General features: G+C 58.8%; 24 protein-coding genes and 1 pseudogene. 20 read left to right on the top strand and 5 right to left on the bottom strand.

The annotated features are described in order from the left end of the window. Nucleotides 1-165 precede the first annotated feature (165 nt). Both AB5287_RS05530 and AB5287_RS05525 read right to left on the bottom strand, forming a co-directional pair. Nucleotides 166-459, bottom strand: a complete 294-nt coding sequence (locus tag AB5287_RS05530) for a hypothetical protein (RefSeq protein ID WP_012471870.1) — start codon at nucleotides 457-459, stop codon at nucleotides 166-168. 92 nt (nucleotides 460-551) lie between these two features. Further along, on the bottom strand, nucleotides 552-1193 hold the full coding sequence (locus AB5287_RS05525; RefSeq protein ID WP_368220849.1) for a moaA protein: 642 nt from the start codon (nucleotides 1191-1193) through the stop codon (nucleotides 552-554). Nucleotides 1194-1938: 745 nt separating this feature from the next. On the opposite strand from AB5287_RS05525, the gene AB5287_RS05520 reads away from it, so the two are divergent. The 4 genes and pseudogenes from AB5287_RS05520 (at nucleotide 1939) to AB5287_RS05505 (ending at nucleotide 4571) form a co-directional block, all read left to right on the top strand. Continuing rightward, the gene (locus AB5287_RS05520) at nucleotides 1939-2193 is read left to right on the top strand and encodes a hypothetical protein (RefSeq protein ID WP_003829406.1); all 255 of its coding nucleotides are present in this window, start codon (nucleotides 1939-1941) and stop codon (nucleotides 2191-2193) included. A 352-nt stretch (nucleotides 2194-2545) separates the two neighbouring features. Then, nucleotides 2546-3163: a DNA-binding protein gene (locus tag AB5287_RS05515; protein WP_007055782.1), complete on the top strand. Its 618-nt coding sequence runs from the start codon at nucleotides 2546-2548 to the stop codon at nucleotides 3161-3163. Between the two features lie 408 nt (nucleotides 3164-3571). Further along, nucleotides 3572-3902 (top strand): annotated as a pseudogene (locus AB5287_RS05510) (hypothetical protein). Between the two features lie 135 nt (nucleotides 3903-4037). Further along, entirely contained in the window at nucleotides 4038-4571 is a 534-nt protein-coding gene (locus AB5287_RS05505; protein WP_003829402.1) for a GNAT family N-acetyltransferase, read from the top strand. Between the two features lie 40 nt (nucleotides 4572-4611). Here AB5287_RS05505 and AB5287_RS05500 read toward each other — a convergent pair whose 3' ends face one another. After that, on the bottom strand, nucleotides 4612-4794 hold the full coding sequence (locus tag AB5287_RS05500; RefSeq protein ID WP_007054247.1) for a DUF2316 family protein: 183 nt from the start codon (nucleotides 4792-4794) through the stop codon (nucleotides 4612-4614). Between the two features lie 250 nt (nucleotides 4795-5044). Between AB5287_RS05500 and AB5287_RS05495 the strand changes: the two genes are divergently transcribed. From AB5287_RS05495 to AB5287_RS05480, 4 genes are all read left to right on the top strand, one after another. Beyond that, entirely contained in the window at nucleotides 5045-5503 is a 459-nt protein-coding gene (locus tag AB5287_RS05495; RefSeq protein ID WP_007054250.1) for an ASCH domain-containing protein, read from the top strand. A gap of 61 nt (nucleotides 5504-5564) precedes the next feature. Then, nucleotides 5565-5792, top strand: a complete 228-nt coding sequence (locus AB5287_RS05490) for a type IV toxin-antitoxin system AbiEi family antitoxin domain-containing protein (RefSeq protein WP_232780647.1) — start codon at nucleotides 5565-5567, stop codon at nucleotides 5790-5792. Between the two features lie 160 nt (nucleotides 5793-5952). Beyond that, nucleotides 5953-6168 carry a hypothetical protein gene (locus AB5287_RS05485; protein ID WP_025301226.1) on the top strand — a complete coding sequence of 72 codons (216 nt, stop codon included), beginning with the start codon at nucleotides 5953-5955 and terminating at the stop codon, nucleotides 6166-6168. A gap of 653 nt (nucleotides 6169-6821) precedes the next feature. Beyond that, nucleotides 6822-7835 (top strand): VanZ family protein, encoded by a 1014-nt coding sequence (locus tag AB5287_RS05480; RefSeq protein ID WP_165506296.1) that lies wholly within the window; start codon nucleotides 6822-6824, stop codon nucleotides 7833-7835. A gap of 22 nt (nucleotides 7836-7857) precedes the next feature. Here the strand turns inward: AB5287_RS05480 and AB5287_RS05475 are convergent, their stop codons facing one another. Both AB5287_RS05475 and AB5287_RS05470 read right to left on the bottom strand, forming a co-directional pair. Beyond that, nucleotides 7858-8472: an MFS transporter gene (locus AB5287_RS05475; protein WP_347011054.1), complete on the bottom strand. Its 615-nt coding sequence runs from the start codon at nucleotides 8470-8472 to the stop codon at nucleotides 7858-7860. Nucleotides 8473-8885: 413 nt separating this feature from the next. Beyond that, nucleotides 8886-10286 (bottom strand): amino acid permease, encoded by a 1401-nt coding sequence (locus tag AB5287_RS05470; protein ID WP_347010141.1) that lies wholly within the window; start codon nucleotides 10284-10286, stop codon nucleotides 8886-8888. 123 nt (nucleotides 10287-10409) lie between these two features. Here AB5287_RS05470 and AB5287_RS05465 point away from each other — a divergent pair, with 123 nt between their 5' ends. The 12 genes from AB5287_RS05465 to AB5287_RS05410 all read left to right on the top strand — a co-directional run bounded on the left by AB5287_RS05465 (nucleotide 10410) and on the right by AB5287_RS05410 (nucleotide 20978). Continuing rightward, nucleotides 10410-11261, top strand: a complete 852-nt coding sequence (locus AB5287_RS05465) for a deoxyribonuclease IV (protein ID WP_012471866.1) — start codon at nucleotides 10410-10412, stop codon at nucleotides 11259-11261. A gap of 526 nt (nucleotides 11262-11787) precedes the next feature. Beyond that, a complete protein-coding gene (locus AB5287_RS05460; protein WP_077389563.1) occupies nucleotides 11788-13875 on the top strand; it encodes a bifunctional indole-3-glycerol phosphate synthase/tryptophan synthase subunit beta in 2088 nt (695 codons plus the stop codon). A 23-nt stretch (nucleotides 13876-13898) separates the two neighbouring features. Beyond that, entirely contained in the window at nucleotides 13899-14768 is an 870-nt protein-coding gene (gene trpA, locus AB5287_RS05455; RefSeq protein ID WP_013410875.1) for a tryptophan synthase subunit alpha, read from the top strand. 112 nt (nucleotides 14769-14880) lie between these two features. Then, the gene (lgt, locus tag AB5287_RS05450) at nucleotides 14881-15828 is read left to right on the top strand and encodes a prolipoprotein diacylglyceryl transferase (RefSeq protein ID WP_007052284.1); all 948 of its coding nucleotides are present in this window, start codon (nucleotides 14881-14883) and stop codon (nucleotides 15826-15828) included. Between the two features lie 75 nt (nucleotides 15829-15903). Then, nucleotides 15904-16572, top strand: coding sequence for a ribulose-phosphate 3-epimerase (rpe, locus tag AB5287_RS05445; protein WP_015512222.1), 669 nt, complete (start codon nucleotides 15904-15906; stop codon nucleotides 16570-16572). A 62-nt stretch (nucleotides 16573-16634) separates the two neighbouring features. After that, on the top strand, nucleotides 16635-16898 hold the full coding sequence (locus AB5287_RS05440) for a phosphoribosyl-ATP diphosphatase (protein ID WP_007054261.1): 264 nt from the start codon (nucleotides 16635-16637) through the stop codon (nucleotides 16896-16898). An 11-nt stretch (nucleotides 16899-16909) separates the two neighbouring features. Beyond that, the gene (gene hisG / locus AB5287_RS05435; RefSeq protein WP_012471863.1) at nucleotides 16910-17761 is read left to right on the top strand and encodes an ATP phosphoribosyltransferase; all 852 of its coding nucleotides are present in this window, start codon (nucleotides 16910-16912) and stop codon (nucleotides 17759-17761) included. 13 nt (nucleotides 17762-17774) lie between these two features. Further along, on the top strand, nucleotides 17775-18392 hold the full coding sequence (locus AB5287_RS05430) for a CDP-alcohol phosphatidyltransferase family protein (RefSeq protein ID WP_077382967.1): 618 nt from the start codon (nucleotides 17775-17777) through the stop codon (nucleotides 18390-18392). After that, entirely contained in the window at nucleotides 18382-19359 is a 978-nt protein-coding gene (locus AB5287_RS05425; protein ID WP_368220841.1) for a DUF881 domain-containing protein, read from the top strand. The genes AB5287_RS05430 and AB5287_RS05425 overlap by 11 nt, the downstream gene beginning before the upstream one ends. Continuing rightward, complete coding sequence (locus AB5287_RS05420) at nucleotides 19359-19691, top strand: small basic family protein (protein WP_032684698.1); 333 nt, start codon at nucleotides 19359-19361, stop codon at nucleotides 19689-19691. Before AB5287_RS05425 ends, AB5287_RS05420 begins: the two co-directional genes overlap by 1 nt. Nucleotides 19692-19706: 15 nt before the next feature. After that, nucleotides 19707-20528, top strand: coding sequence for a DUF881 domain-containing protein (locus AB5287_RS05415; RefSeq protein ID WP_007055756.1), 822 nt, complete (start codon nucleotides 19707-19709; stop codon nucleotides 20526-20528). A gap of 6 nt (nucleotides 20529-20534) precedes the next feature. Further along, on the top strand, nucleotides 20535-20978 hold the full coding sequence (locus tag AB5287_RS05410; RefSeq protein ID WP_032684699.1) for an FHA domain-containing protein: 444 nt from the start codon (nucleotides 20535-20537) through the stop codon (nucleotides 20976-20978). Nucleotides 20979-21051 lie beyond the last annotated feature (73 nt).

Below are 21051 nucleotides of genomic sequence, written 5' to 3'. Positions count from 1 at the left end.
AGAGGGATACTGCGTTTGAAGAGCGCATATAGGCCGTATCGTATGTGAAATGTGCCGATTCGATGCCGCGCCTGATACTGGTGAATAATTTCCCGACGGTGACGTCTGTGCCGTTGAACTGCAGGGTGACGATTGCTTCCATGATGTGTTGCGCCTCCTGCTGTACTATCGAATACGTTTTGGAGTGTCTTCGTCGGCGCGTAATTTGCCGATATCTGTGTTAAGAGGGTCCGTCGCTTGCTGTACGCCGTCCAGCAGTCCAAGCAGACGAGCAATGCGGAGGAAGTTCTCAAAGCTGCCATTACCCGTACGCAGCATTTTGGTGACCGTTGGCATGGATAATCCAGCCCGCTCGGCCAGCAAGGCTACGGGAATGCGCTGTTGTCTGCGCGCCAAATCGAGGTTGGCGGATATCTGACGCATCGCCCGACTGACCGGGATTGGTGTGCGTGTCGGCATATTGGCACCTCCTATCCCAAATTTAAACATAAATTTGTATGGACTAGCCTTATGCGGAGGTTACGCCAATATACGACAAGAACGAACCAACGTCAGCCCGGAATCTTTTCGACGATGGTGTTCAAGGTGTCGAAAGTCTCATCGATTTGGTCCACTACCTGCTTGCCCTGGTTGACCATTTCGGTGATCTGTTCCGTGCGGGGTTGCGGCAGCGCATGAATCGACGTCTTGACGCGCTTCAAGACCGCACCGGCGTCGGACAGGTCCTGCTTGATGGAAGCGATTTTGGGAATGGAAAGCGTGCCGTCGGAGAAGTTCATGCCGGACAGCAGCTCTTCGATATTGAAGTCCACCAACGTGCCCTGCGCGGCACTGTCGATTTTGGGCAGGGCGTTGGTCGCGGCGTCGGCGGCCGCGCCCAGCATGCCGCGCACCGCCTTCACGTCCGAACCGTAATATGGCACGTATTCGGCGGCCTGCCATGGCATGCCTTGGGTTTCATCACGCGCCGTGACGATGTGACTGCCAGCGCTGCCCATCTGCTCAAGCGCTTGCTTGAAGTCGCCCTGCCCGACGGATTGCTGTGCTTCAGCCGCATATTCGCCCGCCTGCTGCGCCTCGCCGATCACCCGTTGTACCGACTGCCAGAACAGCCAGCCGGAAACGCCCGACGCCAGCAGAGCCGCGACCAGTATCGTGAGAATTACGGTGCCGATATGTTTGCGCTTAGCCATAGGACCAATGTACCTTTTGTCCCATCTAGCGCCATTGTGTTCTGGCCTTTAGTCCATCAAAGTGTCCAACAGACTTGTCTTCTCTGAAGAAGCGCATGGAAATCAGTTATAGTCGATTCTCTCCTGTAGCTGGCGAAAAACAGATATAGTTGAATTGGACTAACGGGTTTTATGTAGGGATGCCGAGGAGGACAACCATGAATCAGGGAAGGGCTCGACTGGAACGAATTCGGTGATGGAGGGCTTTGCGAAATCCCCGGTCAATCGATTTGCTGACTGGTTGGGATGGGGATTCGTCTTCCTCGGAGCGGGTATAGGAGCGTTTCTGGGTGTCGTCGCGTACGTTCAACACTGGATTAGCTGACGGCTTCGAATAGTTCTCCGACCGCTTCTCGGATTTGCCGGGTGGCATGAGGTTTTCGACCGCTCACGTAGTGGCGGCGACCTCACGCTAATCAGTAATACACACTTTGATCTAGCAGACCCTACGGCTAAGGCTAGGAGGCCGACGATGGGAAACCGCGTATGGAAAGGTGAACCTTCCGCCGGTGGCCGGGCCGGAACGATCATCGCTTTGGGCATCGCGGCGTTGGTAGTGGCGGGAGTATGGTTCGGATGGACTCGATACTAGGGCTATAGTCCGGTTTCGAATCTGTCGCAGACGTTCTCGATCTCATTTTCCGAGGATGCGCGGGCAATCGTCAGCAAGGACGAGGAAAGCTTTCATGGGGACGGATACCGGTACGTGAAGGTCGCCGCTGACCCAGAACAAGTCGACGGCACCATTCTGGACGGCAGGGATTACTCCAGTGGCCAACTGCCCCAGGAGAACATCCGCATAATCAAGGAAGCGGATGCGACCCTGCGATTGAACCTGGGAACACAGCTCGATGCGCTCTACGACCGGCCTCATAAGGAGATAACCAACGAGGGCGGCACGCTGATCATCATCCATGATGCCGATTCCTCGGAATGGCATTTCTTCGAATGCCTCGTCTGAAAGCTGAGCACTCCCGAAACATATGCGATTGTCCTGAAGAAGAGCCCAGACCAACCAAGCCCCGATTATCCAGATAAAAAAGAAACCCCCAGTGCATCACGGCTGAGTCGAAGACCGTCCGGAGAGGCCCTTTGGGGGAATTCTTGATATATCATAATGAGCCATGAGCCGACAGTCAAATTCAACAACTGATTTCCTCTCACGGACTCCAAGGAAAGGAAGTCCGCGGGAGAAGGCGCTGCGCGCGTGCATTACCGATGAACGGCTTGCCACCTACAATTATGAGGCTCAAAGACGTTCATGCCCAGCGCTAGAGCTGTACCTGTGGGATCACGACATGGCCAGCGCCTGTATGGGCGACATCGCCATCCTCGAGGTCGCTCTGCGCAACCGCATGGACCGGCAACTCTCCCTCCTCGCTCTGGAGCAGAATGGCACTGAAGACTGGTATATGGCAGGGCTACAATTCGATGACCGAACCCAGTACCAGATTCGTGAAGCGTGGAACCATCTCACCCCGCACCAGCGAAAAAATCATACGCATGGCCATCTCATAGCGTCATTGACATTCGGATTTTGGCGCAATCTCTTGGAAGACGGCGGAACAATCCACACGAAGTGGCCAGACCAGCGCCGTGCAGATTATGAGAACGATTTATGGCGCAAAGGACTCGATAAGACATTCTCCAATGGGCGCCAGTATGCCCGTGCAGTGGAAGAACGCTGGACGAGAAAGTACGCGCTGGATATCGTAAAAACAGTGCATGCCCTGCGTAATCGGGTCGCTCACCATGAGCCGCTTGTCAACGGCATACCTCTGCCGGGTGAGAATCGACGGATTGCATTGGAGAATGCGACGCAGGCGTGCTTCGCTCTGGCGATGATCCTGGACCGAGACCTACACGCATGGTTGATGGATAACAGCAAGATGAAACTTGTGCTCGAACACGAGCTGAAGCCTAATGAATAGGTAGTGAGTATCGTTTTCGCCAATCATCTCTTCAGTGGGAATGGCAATGAGCTGCAGCGACACCAACAGATTCCTTAGGATCCGACACCGGCACGTCCGGCCTGGTATGCGGGTTATGGCAGTGCTCGATCGCCACCGCGGGCGAACCCGTGCCCCACATGACATGGAAGTCCTTGGATACGGCCGAGATCATCGCGCACATCGCATCCAGGGCGAACGGATCATTGTCCAATACGGGCGATACGGATCGACCGCGCCGCAGCCCCGGTCATGTCATCATGTCCCATGCCGCTCATCGTGGCCACGGTCGCAGCCGGACAAAACCTGCTATCATGCGATTACTTGACACGATGTTGCGCTTTTGGCCATGCGCAGGTTGAATGGGATTGCGCCACGAAAGGATATGCCATGAACGATCTGCTGATTATCGACATGCTGCCCACGTACGGGCTGCTGTTCTACCTGCTGATCTCGGTATTCGTCTTCGTGGGGATGCCGTGGTCTGCGCCGGAGGACCTCGGATCGTGGCCTGCTGCGTTTTGCCGTAGGCGCGTTCTTGGTTGTTTCCGCGCTCGGCGCCGTGTTCGCTGCGCTGGTGTATATCATGGCAGCGCCTTTGGCGCAGCCGGATATGGTCGACTTCTACCGCATGTACCGGCCAGGAGCTCTGATCTTCCTGCTGGGATTGTTCATCATACAATTTGTCTTCGGCGTCGCTGCCGTGTATCGGGGAAAGTAACCTGGTATATCCTGCGATAAACGCATTGACAGACACTTGCTGCCTATCTGTAAACACACCCTAGATAAGGCTTGCGGCCGTTGGCCGAGCACAGTAGTAGTGTGGTCTGCTGTGTCAACAGGAGGAGTGTGACCAATGCGGCTGATCGAGACATGGCTGGCGGACCAGGAACGCGCGTTTGACTTGTTCGCGAAATTCCCGGCGGAGGAGACGGGATTCGAGAACCCAGCGGCCGGCATGAATCGTGAACGGTTCGCCGCATATGTGCGAGGGTTGCGTGATGAGTCGCTTGGCGTCGGCCTGCCGGACGGCTGGGTGCCAGCCACCAAATACATTCTCGTCAACGATGAGGGCGACTATGTGGGCATCTTCAACCTGCGTCACCGGCTCACCGACTTCCTGCGCAACGGTCCGGGCCACATCGGCTACGGTGTCGCCCGCGAATACCGCGGTCACGGCTACGCGACCGCCGGGCTCAAGCTCACGCTTGCCAAGGCCCGCGAGCTCGGCATCAAGGAGGCTTACCTGAGTGTCCACAAAACCAATCCGGCAAGTCTTGCGGTGCAGCAGCATTGCGGCGCACGTATCGACCATGAGGACAAGACGGAATACTACACACGCATCGCCACCTGCACGGAGAGCGATGGCCTCTATGCGCGAGGCGATTGACGGCGCCTCTTGCGTGTAAATGGCCGATTATCAATCGGTTTTAATCGATTTCGCCTCGGTCGATAAAGTCGCCGTCGAGGAACCAATAATCGTGCGGATTTCCGCGTAACGCCATGAACGGCGTGAGTTCCACGCCCTGTGTCTCAGCTCTGCTCAGCAGATAGGCTCGGATAATCCACGGATACTCCAGCACGCCCGACTTGAGGGTGATGATTTGCTCCACTCTGCTGCCGCTGACGCCAAAATCCCTGCCGCCGTTCGGCGGTCAGACCCAGCCGGCTCATGTTCTCCTGAAATTCGCGGATAGTCGCCGCGCGTTGCTCACTGTTGTCATGTGATTGCTTGGCATCAGGTTGTATTGACCGTAATGGAGGCCACTGGATCAGCGCCGGAAACTCATGGAATTCGGGCTATTATGATGGGAGTAAGAAAAGCACAGCACAATTGAACATAAAGACGATCTGGAGCATTGCATGAGCGTCAATACGGCATTTGAAACCAGTGATTTGCCCAAAGCGGAGTTTATGTTTCCTGGGCCTGAACGCGATCGCTTGGTGAAGCTCATTCTGGACGGCGTAAAAACCGCCACCGCTGCGCTGATGATTGAATATGAGGAAGAGGTCGAACCGCTGCCGTGCGTTGGCGCGCATTCGGTGTTGGTGGATTCCGATGAACGACCCGTAGCCGTACTCGTCACCACTGCGGTTGACGTGATTCCGCTCGGAAAAGTCACTGACCGGTACGCCATCGATGAGGGTGAAGGCGACGTCACGGCGGCCCAATGGCGGAGCGCACACGAATCTTTCTGGAATTCGGCGGAATACCGCGATGAATTCGCCAACCCAAACTTTCCGTTGAACGACAACTCGCTCATAGTATTCGAGCATTTCGAAGTCGAGCAACGGTTGGAGTCGAATAACGCATTAGGTTAGGCGATAGCAAAACTTTTCTTCAGGCAACTCTCCGAGCTCCGCAACATCTGAAGGAGTGCCCATGTCCACTAGAGCGACAGAAGCGGAAAGCGTATTGAAGGAGCATATGGGATATCTTCCGGTATCGGAAATGGAGCGTCGAGGAGTTTCCCGCACGGAGATTTCGCGATTCGTGCGTGAAGCCAAGCTTGAGAAAGCGGCAAAGGGCTTATATGTTTCACCGAATGCGGAGTCCGATCCGCTGTTCGAATTGCAGTATCGATATCCGAAAGCCATTTTTTTCGCATGAAACTGCGTTGTTCTTGCTTGGAGAGGGGGAGCGAGCCCCCCTGACACCGACGATTACCTTACCGCAATCATCAGGTACGGCTCGTCTCAAGAATGAAGACGTAACAGTGAGAAAGGTGGCCGACAATCGCTTTGCAATTGGCCTGGCGTCGGCTATCACCATGTTCGGGCATACGGTTCGCGTTTATGATTTGGAACGAACCATTTGCGATTTGTTCCGCTCCCGCAGCACAGTGGATCCGCAAGATTTGCAATCCGCCTTCCAGAATTACATGAGATCCGCGCACACTGACTTGGTCAAACTCATGAACTACGCTCGCGAATTTCGGCTCGTGAACGTGATGCGTCCTTACCTCGAAGCGGTGATGCCAGCATGAATGAGAGTGAAATCAGACCCGTGGGACGCTTATAGAAAGCGGTACGGCTATGCCGCGTGACTATTCTTTTAGCGATGCAATACGGGCGTTGTCGGCTTTATGCGAGGCGATGGCCACGGCATAATCGGCAGCGAAGCATACGCGTATTCATGCAACGGCAAGTCGTACATCATATGTGCATCATAAGGAAGAAGTATTTACCCACGCAGCCATTCGACGATTGTCAGGATGCATTGCTCAGCGAAACAATCCACGGCATCGACGGTGATGCCGGCATGGTTCACCGGCGAATTCATCTTGTAGGCAGATTCAGCATCTTGTAGGTAGCTGGCCTTGGCGAGAGGTCATTGCAATGGCGGTATTCCGATCATCGCCATTGGAATCATCTGCCTACAAGAGCACGAAACACCCTACAAGATGAGACGGGCCAGTTGGGTCAGTCCCATTCATCCTGCCGGTTCGCAGGCCGCAATTGTCAGTCACAACTGGTGTACCTCCCTCATCCATGCGAATGATACGAATCGCCTTTCATCCCAATGATTTCGCTCTCGTGGCCGATACCCGCGTGCCGTCATGTTCCGTACCTTGGAATCAGAAGTCGAGAGATATGGTCCGAAACCGAATGGAGCGGACCGAAGCAGGGAGCATTGAAGATGGGATTTCTCAAGAACTTTTCCGAACCGTTTGCGTTCGCGCTGGCATTGTGGCCGTTTGTGTCCATGCTGCTGACGGTGCCGGTGCTGGCGTTGCTGTATCATCGCGACAATCGCATCCGACTGTCGTCGGCCATAGTGGCGTATGGCACGGTGCTGTACCTGCTCGGCCTGCTGTGCTTCACACTGTATCCGATGCCGGCCGATGCGGCAGCCTATTGCGCCGCGCACCATCTGACGCCACAGCTCAATCCATTGCAGTTCATCGGTGACATCCGTACCGATGGTCTCACCGCCGTACTGCAAATCGCGTTTAATATCGTGTTCTTCCTGCCGTTGGGCTTCATCATGGGCCGTATCTGGCGTTGGCCGCTGCCGGTTACCGCAGTACTGTCATTCGCCACGTCGCTGTTTCTGGAGACGATGCAGCTGACCGGCCTCATGGGCGTGTTCCCGTGCGCCTACCGTCTGTTCGACGTGGACGATCTCCTGTGGAACACGACCGGCGCGCTGATCGGGTTCGCGCTGGCCATGTTCTCGCTGCGCCTGATTCCGGCGCGGGTCGCCGATACGACGCCGACCACCACACCCGGCTTCATGAGGCGGCTGATCACGTTCATCATCGACATGACGCTGATCGGGTTCGCCGTGATGCCGACGCATCTGTTCGTCATGATCGTCCAATCGAACCTGCCCTCGGGCTCCAACGGCTCATGGCAGTCGATGGAACCGTTTGACTGGACCGGTTCGATCCTCTTCCTAGCGGCGCTCATCCTCTTCGAGGGCGTGGTGCCATGGTTGCGCGGCGGCTGCACGTTCGGCGGCAGCTTCACGCACATGACGATAGAGACCCGGCCGCGCGAAGGGTGGCTTCGCGTGGCGTTCTATGTGGCGCGCATGGCGACGCTGATCGCCGTGGTGTGGTGGCATAGTGGCGGATTCAATCTGCTGGTGTTCATCGGCCTCGGCATCTTCTGGCTGGTCAAGCGTCAGATGCCGTACGACCTGATATAAACCGGCGCTCCGCTGCTTGGCGTTACAGGAAAACCTCCGACCACTGGTCGGGATTCGGAATGCTGCGCAGCGGGCCGGCCAACGATACGGCCAATCCCGCTACGGAACAGACCACGGCTACGGCCATCACCGCCGTGAAACCGAGATCTGGCTGTTGCAACAGCCAGCCGACCATCGCCGGGCATGCTGCGCCCAGTATGCCGACCGTGGTTTCAAATACGGCAGAAGCCCGCCCCTGCATGTTGTCGGGTGTCTTGCCGTAGAGAAAGCCCAGCAGACCAGCGTTCAACGCGGGGAACGGCAGGCCGGCCAGAATCTGGCAGATCAGAATGGCCGCGTAGCTGTGCAGGAATAGCAGTGGCATCTGGCTGACCGCGAATAACGCAAGTGCGCCCGCAATCAGTTTCCCTGTGGGAATGATGTCGACCAGCTTGTTGGCTAGCAGCGAGCCGACCAACGTGCTCACGCCCATTGCCGTGCCGAGCAGTCCGATCATGACCGCGCTGGTGCCACGGGAGGCCAACATGATCTGCGCGCCGGTGATACTGGCTACGCAGGCGATGTTCACAATTGCACCGAGTATGATCGCGGAGAGGAAATTCCTTTTGGTCAGGGCCCATCGCCAGCCTTCGACCAAGTGCGTGGGAAATGGCACAACAGAAGTGCCGTGGGCCCAAACGGCGACCACGGCTTAGCACGACGAGTCAACGCGCATTAGCTGTCTGCGAACGACACCAACACCTTGTACATAACAATGCCCCTTTGCAAAAAACAAACTCCAATTATTGTACCAGTTCGAGCATAGAACCAGGCGCGTCACTGGGCACAACATAATCGGCCATCAATGGTTTCTCGGCTTCGAGGGGCTGATTTCGTCCGGTGGGGACATCTACTTGGCTTTCGAGGGGCTGCTCAAACGCCGAACCGCAAGTATAAACGGCTTTGTGGCAACGACATGACGCCATTTCGGAGCCTTGCCTACTTGGGCATCAGCCCCTTGAAACGCAAGTAGACCTCCGGCGAACGCCGAATCAGCCCCTTGAAACCGAGTTAGGTATTCTTTTCGCGTTTGCGCTGCCGTTCGAGTGCGTAATAAGCCGCGTAGCAGCAGGCGACGAACGGGATCATGCAATACAGGGTCGAACGCTGCGTATCATCGAGCACCACGAGCACCAGCGCGCCGATGCACATCACGATGGCCAGCCACGGCAGCACCGGGAAACCGGGCGCACGATAGCCGAGCTCATCGGCGCTGTGCCCATCCCGCGCCCATTCGCGCCGGAAACGGATATGGCACACGCATACGGAGAACCACACCACCAGCGTCGCCAAACCTGACACGGCGACCAACACCAGATACACGGTCGAGGCGGCGATCACGGAAGACAGCAACGCCAGCAGTGAGCCCGCCATGCTGAACAGCACGGCCCACACCGGCACACCACGGAAATTCGTCCTAGCAAAACGTTCGGGAATCAGCCGCTCCTTGGCCAGCGACCACACCATGCGCGAACACACGTACAGGCCGGAGTTCGCGGCGGAAAGCACGGCCGTCAACACCACGAAGTTCATGACGTCGCCGGCGAACGGCATACCGATTGACTGGAACACCAGCACGAACGGGCTCGTATCCACGCCGGCCTGATGCCAGGGAATCAAGGCCGCCATCACCAGAATCGAGCCGATGAAGAAAATTACCAGGCGCAGCACCGTGGTGTGCACGGCCTTGGGAATCGCACGCGAGGGATCCTTGGTTTCGCCGGCCGCCACGCCCACCACTTCGGTGCCGGAGAACGCGAACACCACGGTCAGCAGAGTCGAGAAAATCGGCGCGATACCGCTTGGGAACCAGCCGTCGGCCACGAAGTTGCCCAGCAACGGCGCGGAATCATGACCGGCAATCGGTATGGCGCCGAAGATCGCCAGCAGGCCGATCACAATGAACGCGATGATGGCGAACACCTTGATTGACGCGAACCAGAATTCCGCCTCGCCGTACAGCCGCACGGACATGATGTTGAGCGCGAACACCACCACAATGAACACGGCCGACCACACCCAGGACGGCGAATGAGGAAACCATCGTTGCATCAGCAGCCCTGCCGCCGTGAACTCCGAGGCGAGCGCCACCGCCCAGTTCAGCCAATACAGGACAGCAATGGTGAACGCGGTGCCGGGGCCGATGAACCGCTTCGCATACATGTGGAAGCTGCCGGCGTACGGCATGGCCACGGACAGCTCGCCCAACGACACCATCACGCAGTAGACGAGCAGGGAGCCGGCCGCGTAAGCGAGGATCGCGCCCAACGGTCCCGCCTGATGAATCGCGTAGCCGGAGCTGACGAACAGGCCGGTGCCGATCACGCCGCCCAGGGAGATCATCGTCAGGTGACGCGACTCCATCTTCCGTTCAAGGCCGGTATCGTCCTTGGGTGTGCCGGCTGCCGCCATGCTCGGGTCTCCTTTGGTCGGGTGAACAGTTGTGTCTCGTGTCGGTTGTGCGGGCGGCGCTCGATGCCGCCTACCATATGATAGCGGTAACACGAACAGCGAGTGGAACACGAGGAGTTTGGAATGATGGAACTGTATATCGGATCGCATCTGTCGACGGCCGGCGGATGGAATGCGCTGCTGGAACGTTCCCATGAGGAGGGCGGTACCGCGTTCGCGTTCTTCCCGCGTTCCCCGTACGGCAAGCGTTCGAAGGCGCTCGACCCGGCCGGCGCGGCGGCGTTCGGTGCGCGTCTGAAGGCTGAGGGCTATGGGCCGTTGGTCGTCCATGCGCCGTACGTCTACAATCTAGCCGGCAAGGATGAGGCCAAGCGCACATTCGCGATCGAGGCGTTGGCCGAGGACATCGAGCTGCTGACCGCCATCCGCGAGGCCGGCCAGGAGGTGTATATCAATATTCATCCCGGCGCGCATGTGGGCCAAGGCACCGAGACCGGCTGCCGGCTGATCAGCGAGGGACTGAATCAGGTGTTCGAGCGTACGACCGGCGTCATGGTGCTTCTGGAGACCATGGCCGGCAAAGGCACGGAATGCGGGCGCAACTTCGAGGAGCTCGCCACGATCATGAACGGCGTGGAGAACAAGGCGAACGTCGGCGTCACGTTCGACACCTGCCATGTGTTGGATGCCGGCTACGATTTGGTGCACGACTACGACGGTGTGATGCGCCAGTTGGATGAGGCGATCGGCTTGGCCGAGGTCAAGGCGATTCACGTGAACGATTCGCAGTTTGGCCTCGGCTCGCATAAGGATCGTCACGCCAACATCGGGCAGGGTCAGCTCGGCATCCCGTTCTTCACGCGACTGGTCAACGATCCGACCATGGCCAAGCTCCCGATGATTCTCGAAACCAAGGAGCAGACGCCGACCACGCACCGCGACGAAATCGCGCTGCTGCGCGGTCTGGTGGACTGAACCACATCGGCAGTTCAGCACCACCACCGGCAGCAACGGCACCTACTGGTCCGCCTACCAACGGTGACATCGTTGTCATGCGAACTTCATGTACCACAATTCCACAATATAATTTCATAGTTATGACACTGTGATACATATATAGCAAGCATTGATTCAGTGACGATCTCTCGTCAAAGATGTTCCGTCAAAACAGGCGCATGGGCTCGGTCGAATCCAACGGCTGAATCAGGCGTTTGCCGTCGCCCTGCAGCGGGGCGACCTCGTGAAATTGCAAGCGGCGGGATAACGCAGTGCCTGAGTTCCGCACGCCGGCGAGCAAGGATGCGCCGTCGATTGTGCGGTCCAGCCACGGCGTCCCATTCCAAGTCGAGCGCGAAACGTCTGCACATGCGTGCCAGTTTATGCCAATGTTCTGCCTAAGCCGGAATCGCCTGCGAAAGCCCAAAATGTAGGACGGGTTCGGCAATCGGGACAGGACGTGACCTAGAGTGGCGCATGACCGAACACCAACAAAGGGAGGACCATGTCGGTTTTGGACGAACTGGTGGCGGGAGCGCTGGAGGATCAGCGCACCCGTGAGCTCACCGTATCGCTTGAGGATGTGAAGAAGGCCACGCTGGCGGCCCCGGCTCCGATTGACGCGACACGATGGCTTAAGCGCGCCGACGGCATCCCCGTGATCGCCGAGATCAAGCGCGCGTCTCCGTCCAAGGGCCACCTGTCCGACATCCCGGACCCGGCCGCGCTGGCCCGCGAGTACGAGAAGGGCGGCGCAAGCGCCATCTCCGTGCTCACCGAAGGCCGCAAATTCCTCGGCAGCCTTGACGATTTCGACAAGGTCCGCGCCGCCGTGCACATTCCAGTGCTGCGCAAGGACTTCATCGTCACCGACTACCAGATCTTCGAGGCCCGCGCCCACGGCGCCGACCTAGTGCTGCTCATCGTCGCCGCATTGGACGACGCCCAGCTCAAGCACCTGCTCGATCTGGCGCACGAGCTCGGCATGACTGTGCTGGTGGAGACGCACACCCGCGAAGAGATCGAACGCGCCCGCAAGGCCGGTGCCAAGGTGATCGGCATCAACGCGCGCAACCTGAAGAACCTCAAGGTGGACGTGAACAAATACAACGAACTCGCGGCCGATCTGCCCGATGACGTCATCAAGGTAGCGGAATCCGGCGTATTCGGCGCGGTCGAGGTCGAAGACTACGCCCGCGCGGGAGCGGACGCGGTACTGGTCGGCGAGGGCGTGGCCACCGCCGACAATCATGAACTTGCAGTGGAACGACTAGTAAAGGCAGGAGCACAAGTGAAAGCATCCGAAACGACCCCGCTCAGCGAACATCAGGGACCGTATTGGGGCCAGTTCGGTGGCCGCTATGTGCCCGAGGCCCTCATCACCGCCCTCGACGAGCTTGAGCGCGTGTACACGCAAGCCAAGGCCGACCCCGAATTCCACAAGGAATTCATGACGCTCCAGCAGCGTTACGTGGGCCGCCCGAGCCCGCTGACCGAAGCCCCGCGCTTCTCCGCACTTGTCAAAGAGAAGACCGGTCTCGACGCCCGTATCTTCCTCAAGCGTGAGGACTTGAACCACACCGGCGCGCACAAGATCAACAACGCGCTCGGCCAGGCCCTGCTCGTCAAGCGCATGGGCAAGACCCGCGTGATCGCCGAGACCGGCGCCGGCCAGCACGGCGTGGCCACCGCCACCGTGTGCGCCATGCTCGGCCTCAAGTGCCGCATCTACATGGGCCAGATCGACGCCCGCCGTCAGGCCCTCAACGTGGCCCGCATGCGTATGCTCGGCGCCGAAGTGGTCGAGGTGACCCTTGGCGACAAGATCCTGAAGGACGCCATCAACGAAGCCCTGCGCGACTGGGTCACCAACGTCAAGGACACGCACTACTTGCTCGGCACCGTCGCGGGCCCGCACCCGTTCCCGGCCATGGTGCGCGACTTCCAGAAGATCATCGGCGAGGAGGCCAAGCAGCAGCTCCAGGACTGGTACGGCATCGACCATCCGGACGCGATCTGCGCCTGCGTGGGCGGCGGCTCCAACGCCATCGGCGTGATGAACGCCTTCCTGGACGACGAGCGCGTGAACCTCTACGGCTACGAAGCCGGCGGCAACGGCCCCGAATCCGGCAAGCACGCCATCCGCTTCGCCCCCGGCACCGGCCAGCTCGGCATGTTCCAGGGTGCCAAGAGCTACCTGCTGGAAACCGACGAAGGCCAGACGCTCGACACCTACTCGATCTCCGCAGGCCTCGACTACGCTTCCGTGGGCCCCGAGCACGCATGGCTCAAGGACATCGGCCGCGTGAACTACAGCTGGGCCACCGACGAGGAGGCCATGAACGCCTTCCGTGACCTGAGCCAGACCGAGGGCATCATCCCCGCCATCGAAAGCTCGCACGCCGTGGCCGGCGCGTACAAAGCCGCCGCCGATCTGAAGGCCAAGGGCTATGACAAGGCCGTGATGATCGTGAACATCTCCGGCCGAGGCGACAAGGACATGGCCACCGCCGGCAAGTGGTTCGGCTACCTGACCGACGACCAGGCCGCCGCGCTCGATGTGACCGGCGCCCACGGCAATACTGTCGCCTGAACCAGAAGAGGAGATTTTTGATTATGACCAACGAAGCAACCACGCCGTCCGGCCAGCCGCTGGGCATCAGCCACAAGCCCAGCAATTCGGGTGCTATGTTCACCAAGTTCAAGGCCGAGAACAAGCCCGCCTTCATCGGCTACCTGCCCTACGGCTTCCCTAACCCGGACGTCTCGCTTGACGCCTTCAAGACGATGGTCGAGTACGGCGTCGACGCCGTGGAAATCGGCCTGCCGTACTCCGACCCGGTCATGGACGGCCCGGTCATCCAGGCTGCCGCCTCCATCGCCCTGAACAACGGCGAGACCATCAAGCGCGTGTTCGAGGCCGTCGAAACCGTGGCCAACGCCGGCGGCGTGCCGCTCATCATGAGCTACTGGAACCTCGTGTACCACTACGGCGTCGAGCGCTTCGCCCGCGACTTCGAGAACGCCGGCGGCGCCGGTCTCATCACCCCGGACCTTATCCCGGACGAGGCGGGGGAGTGGATCGAAGCCTCCGACCGTCACGGACTCGACCGCATCTTCCTGGTCTCCCCGGACTCGTCCACCGAGCGCCTCGAAACCGTGGCCCGCAACGCGCGCGGCTTCGTGTATGCGGCCGCCCGCATGGGCGTCACCGGCGAACGCGCCACCATCGACGCCTCGCCCGAACTGCTCGTGGAGCGCACCCGTCAGGCCGGTGCCGAGAACGTGTGCGTGGGCATCGGCGTGTCCACCGCCGAACAGGGCGCCAAGGTCGGCTCCTACGCGGACGGCGTCATCGTCGGCTCCGCGCTCGTGCACACCCTGCTCGCGGACGACAACAAGACCGCACGCGACCCGAAGGAAGGCTTGAAGCTGCTCGCCGCCAAGAGCGAGGAACTGGCCGAAGGCATCCACAACGCCCGGTAAACACCCGGTGCGCCTCACGCGGGTTGTGCCGTGACACGGTAGGGTAGTCACAGAGCGTCAAGCACAACCCGCGCGTGGACACACACCATGAGCACCAGCAAGTAGAGGCACGATGAATCTGGCTTATATTCCCTCGCCGACCTTCTCCAAGTTCGAGATCGGCCCGTTCACTATCCACATGTACGCGATCTGCATCCTGATCGGCATCTGCGTGGCCGTATGGATCCTCGCCACACGTTGGAAGCGGTACGGCGGCACCTTCGACCAGATTCTCGATACCACGCTCGTCACCGTGCCCTGCGCACTGGTGGGCGCGCGCCTTTACCACTGCATCACCACGCCGGCCGACTACTTCCCGCCCACCGGCAACTTGGTCAACATCCTCAAGGTGTGGGAAGGCGGCATGGCCATCTTCGGCGGCATCTCCGTCGGCACCTTGGTGGCGTTCCTGTGGTGCCGTCACAAGCACTATCCGTTCGCGATCTTCGCCGATGCCATCGCCCCCGCGCTGCCCGTGGCCCAGGCCATCGGCCGACTCGGCAACTGGTTCAACCAAGAGCTCTACGGCTGGCCCACCACGTTGCCGTGGGGCCTGAAGCTCAACGACGCGGACGCCATCGGCAAATCCGAAATCTGCTATTCTGGCGCGCAATGCCCGGACTACAGGACCACGCTGTTCCACCCGACGTTCCTGTACGAGATGATCTGGAACCTCATTGGCGCCGCGCTCATCATCTACCTCGGCCACAAGCTTGCCGACCGGCTCAAGGCCGGCCAGCAGTTCGCCATGTACCTGATGTGGTACGGCCTGGGCCGCACCTGGATCGAGAACGTGCGCATCAACTATTCCACGGTGATCCTGGGCCTGAGGACCAACGTGTGGACCGCGATCATCGTCTTCGTGCTCGGCTGCATCCTGTTCGTCGTGCTCTACCAGTACGGGCCGGACCCCAAGGCGCAGGCGCGCGGGCTTGCGGCGGTCACCGCCGACGAGCTCGAACGCCAGAGCATCGAAGAGGAACAACTTCGCCAGAAAAAGCAAACCAATCGCACTAAGTGACACCACGATAAACAGCGCCGAAACAGCGCGAAACACGGGGCTCCAAGTCCCATTGCACAGATAAGGTAGGAAACCATGAGCAATATCGCAATCGCACCCAGCATCCTGTCCGCTGACTTCTGCAACCTCGAACGTGATCTCAAGGCCATCGCCAACGCCGACTTGGTCCACGTCGATGTCATGGATCATCATTTCGTGCCGAACCTGACCTTGGGCGAGCCGATCGTCGGCCGCATCTGTCAGGTCACCGATCTGCCGGTCGACGTGCACCTCATGATCGAGGACCCGGATCGTTGGGCTCCCGAATACGCCAAGCTCGGCGCCGCCTCCGTCTCCTTCCACATGGGTGCCACCCACGCCCCTGTGCGTCTGGCCCGCCAGCTGCGCGAGATGGGCTGCAAGGCCTGCTTCGCCGTGCGTCCGGCCGAACCGGTCGAGCCGATCTTCGATATCCTCGACGAGTTCGACATGGTCCTCATCATGACCGTTGAGCCCGGCTTCGGCGGCCAGAAGTTCCTCGACAACCAGATGGCCAAAGTCCGCCGCCTGCGCGATGAGATCACCCGCCGTGGCTTGAAGACCCGCATCCAAGTCGATGGCGGTGTGAGCCCCAAGACCGCGCACATCGTGGCCGAGGCCGGTGCCGACGTGCTCGTTGCCGGTTCCGCCGTGTACGGCGCCGAGAATCCCGCCCAAGCCATTGACGACATCCGCACCAAGGCCGAGGCCGCGTTCAAGGCCTGAGCTCCAAGCCTGAACCGCAATCCACCTTTCATCCATAACCACAAGAAAAGAATCTGAATCACATGAAGACGTTTGAATCCCTGTTCGCCGAACTGTCCGAAAAGGCCCAGACCCGCCCCGAAGGCTCCCTGACCGTCGATGAGCTCGACAAGGGTACCCACTTCATCGGCAAGAAGATCATCGAAGAGGCCGGCGAGACCTGGATGGCCGCCGAATACGAGGGTGCGGACCGCACCGCCGAGGAAATGAGCCAGCTGCTCTACCACGTCCAGGTCATGATGATCAAGCACGGCCTGACGCTTGAGGACGTCTACAAGCACCTGTGAGAGGAACGCAAATGCTGAGAATCGCAGTGCCCAACAAGGGCATGCTATCCGAACCCGCATGGAACATGCTGGCCGAGGCCGGCTACCGTCTGCGCACCAACCCTCGCCAGCTGGTCGTGCAAGATCCCGACAATGGCATCGAGTTGTTCTACCTGCGTCCGCTCGATATCGCCGTATACGTGGGCCGCGGCGCCATCGACGTCGGCATCACCGGCCAGGATCTACTCAAGAACTCCGGTACCGCCGCGCTCGAGCACATGCCGCTCGGCTTTGGTGCCTCGACCTTCCGTTTCGCCGCACCGAACGAATCCCCGATCACCACCCTGGAGGATGTTCAGGGCAAGCGCGTGGCCACCACATTCGATAAGCTCGTACACGACTATCTGGTCGAGCACGGCATCCAGGCCGAGACCATCCATCTGGACGGTGCGGTCGAATCCTCCGTGCAGCTGGGCGTGGCCGACCTCATCGCCGACGTGGTCTCCACCGGTACCACCCTGCGCAACGCCGGCCTGCGCGTGTTTGCCGAACCGCTCATGCACTCCGAAGCCTGCCTGATTCGCTCGCCGCGTCTGAACGAGCAGGATCCGCGTCTGGCCGTGCTGACCCGCCGTCTGCAAGGCGTGCTCACCGCACATCAGTATGTGCTGATGGACTATGACATTCCGATCAGCAAGGTCGCCGCCGCCGTGGCTGTGACCCCCGGCTTTGAAAGCCCGACGATCTCCCCGCTGCACGATAAACAGTGGAACGCCGTGCGAGTCATGGTTCCCAAGGCCAAGGTCAACCAGCTGATGGATGATTTGTACGAAGTCGGCGCACGCGGCATCATCGTTACCGCTCTACAAGCCTCCCGCATGTAGACTGTTAGTCGATATGACCAACCAGAAAGTCAACACCAGATACAGTCCGGAAGCACGTGACATCTATTTCACCGTGCCCAATTTGATCAGCGCGCTGCGAATCATCTCGATTCCTTTCATCAGCGTGCTGATCTCCAAGCACGAGATGATTGCGGCGCTAGCCCTGATCGCCATTTCCTCGGCTTCGGACGGACTCGACGGCATCATCGCGCGCAGATTCAACCAAGTGAGCAAGATCGGTCAGATTCTTGATCCGATCGCCGACCGACTGCTCATTTTCTGCTCGATTCTGGCCCTCAGCGTCGCTGGCATCATCCCATGGTGGATGCTGATTATCGTGGGACTGAGGGATCTGTGGATGGCGATTCAGGTGCTATGGCTTGCCCAGTACGGTTATGGTCCGCTGCCCGTGCATTTCGTGGGCAAGGCCGGTACCGCGCTGCTGATGATTTCCATCGTCGGTCTGATTTTCGCCGATTTGGGCACCAATACGTTCTTCCACTTGCTCTACATCGCCGCGCTGGCCGCCGGCATCTGGGGCATCGCCATGTATTGGCTCGCCGGATATATCTATACCGAGCAGGGCATCAGATTGCTACGCAAGGAACTGGGGGAGAAGTATGGCGCTTGAGGCCACGGCCCCGGTCTCATTCCCCGTACCCAAGGAGAATGAGCCGGTACGACGCCGCGCCGTGTTCTCCCACTCAGTCCGAGGCGCGGAATCGCATCATGCGCTTTCCCCGGATGACGCCGCCGCCATCCGCACCAGACGCCGCCGTAAAACCAACGACGATTCGCTTCAGCTCATCGATGATCTTGTCAATCGTCCGATGGATCCGATGTTCTCCGACTCACGACTGGTCCATGAGCATCGTTCGACCTTCTCCATCTGGTTTAATCGCATCGTCGTATTCATCATCTGCGTCGGCGTTGGCTTTGCCTGCAGCCTATTCGTGCAACAGTTGCAATCCGATCCGCGTAAGCAGGTACGGCAGACTTTGGCCACGCAATTGGAGAATCGCAACTCGCAAATAGACGAACTCACCACGGCCGTCAATAATTTGCGCTCACAAGTTGACGAACAGTCCAAGAAAATCTCCGGCAGCGTGAAAAGCGACACGCTTATCCAAGACGAAATGGTCAATGGTGCCACGGTGGTCGAAGGCGAAGGAATCACCATGACACTGGCCGATCCAATCGCGGCAAGCCAGTCGGATCAATCCTCCTCGACGAGAGTCGGCACCTCCACCAACATCCGAGTCATCACCGATCTGGATCTGCAGCAACTGGTCTCCCTGATGTTCCAAAACGGAGCCGAAGCCATTGCCATCAACGGTAATAGGCTCGGCGCGCAAACCTCGATACGCAAGGCCGGCGGGCATATTCTCATCGGCATGACCGCGATACAAAGCCCCTATACCATTGAAGCCATAGGCGATAAGAGCGCCTTGGCCGAAGCGATGGGGGAGAAGAAACTTGCAAGTCTTTACGATTCCTTCAAGGAAGCCGGTATCTACCCGCAGGTGAGCAAATCCAATTCGATTACACTTGAGGCAGCAGTCACTGGCGAAGTGAAGTACGCGGAAAGGAATGAATAATGGCAGCCGTTCTGGGACTGATCATCGGCGTCGTCATCGGCGTGTTCGTCAAGCCGGACATTCCGATCGTCGTGCAGCCTTATCTGCCGATTATGGTGGTCGCTGCCCTTGACGCCCTGCTGGGTGCCGCGCGAGCCTATTTCGAGCGCAGCTTCTCCGACCGCGTGTTTGTGATCTCCTTCCTCGCCAACGTGGTGACGGCAACACTGCTCGTGTTCCTCGGCAACCAGCTCGGCGTCGGTTCGCAGCTGCAGACGGCCGTCATCGTCGTACTCGGCATCCGCATCTTCTCCAACGTGTCCGCGATCAGACGCTTCATCTTCCGAGGCTGACAAGGGTACTGACGTATGGCACGTAAAGCACAATCAGACAACATGCTGGAGAAAATGCGCGACCAGCATGCACAAGACAAGGTCAACGACCGGATGGAAACCGGGTCGTTTCCCACGGTGCGCAAGAAGCCCCGGAAGGATCTCAACCGTGCCAGCAACAAATCACGGTTAATATCCTCGATTCTCATCGCTCTGATGTGCGCGTTGTTGGGGTTCGCCTACATGAGCCAGATCAATAACACTAAATCCACGTACGAAACGATGGACGAGAGTGAACTGGTAAGGCTGCTGAACGAGTCGAATACGCAAATCTCCAATCTCGAGCAGCGTAAAACCCAGTTGAACAGCCAGCTTAACTCGCTGAAATCGGCGGCTAACGAGCAGGAGCAGGCGCGTAAGATCGCCAAGCAAAACGAGGAGACCAGCGGCTTGATTTCCGGCAGACTCCCGGCAAAGGGCCAAGGCGTGACCATCCGAATCGGACGAGGCTCGACGACTAAAGTGGACGCCTCAATCATGTTCAACCTTATCGAGGAACTTCGCAATGCCGGTGCCGAGGTAATCGCCATCAATAACGTGCGCGTCATCACCTCCACCTACATTCAGGACGCCGAGGAAGGTTTGATTGTGGATGGCACCACCATCAAGCCCGTATACACGGTGAAGGCCATCGGCAATCCGCAGGAACTGTCCAACGCAGTCGATATCGCCGGCGGTGTGGGCGCTCAGCTCCAGGTGAAATACGGATCCAACGTCAACGTACAGCCTTCTGACAGCATCATTATCGACGAAGTACGCGAAGCTACGCAAAACCAGTATGCAAAGACGGTAGAATAGGAGATTATGACCAACCCGATTCCTAGCGCAGGCGAAACCACCATTATCGGCCTGCCCGCGATTAATGTACTGCCCGTTACCACCACCGGCGATCGACCGCTGACTCAAGAGGATCTGGACACCATCACCAGATTGTCCGAGGGAACGGCATTGCTGATTTCCGCCAGGGGAGCGGTCTCAGGTTCTCGTTACTTGCTTGACGAGGATGAAATCACCGTCGGTCGTGATCCGCGAGCTGATATTCTGCTCGACGACTCCACCGTATCCCGTCAGCATGCCGTGTTCCGCAGGGTCAACGGTCAGTTCTTTGTGGTTGATGCAGGAAGTCTGAACGGCACCTACGTGAACCGTCAGCGTGTTGATCAGGCGGCGCTGAAGAACGGCGACGAAATCATGATCGGTAAATTCCGTCTCGTGTTCTTCACGAAATCTGCCATTATTCCCCAATAGTCCACACCCAGCACGGGGTTAGACTGATTGCAGAAATTGCAATCATGTGATTACACCAGTGTGAGTCACATGC

Source organism: Bifidobacterium sp. RTP21102st3_E2_RTP21102_210122 (assembly GCF_040916945.1).
GTDB classification, from domain to species: Bacteria; Actinomycetota; Actinomycetes; order Actinomycetales; family Bifidobacteriaceae; genus Bifidobacterium; species Bifidobacterium longum.
The sequence above is the reverse complement of the archived record's forward strand: the minus strand, read 5'-3'. Positions and strand labels throughout refer to the sequence as shown.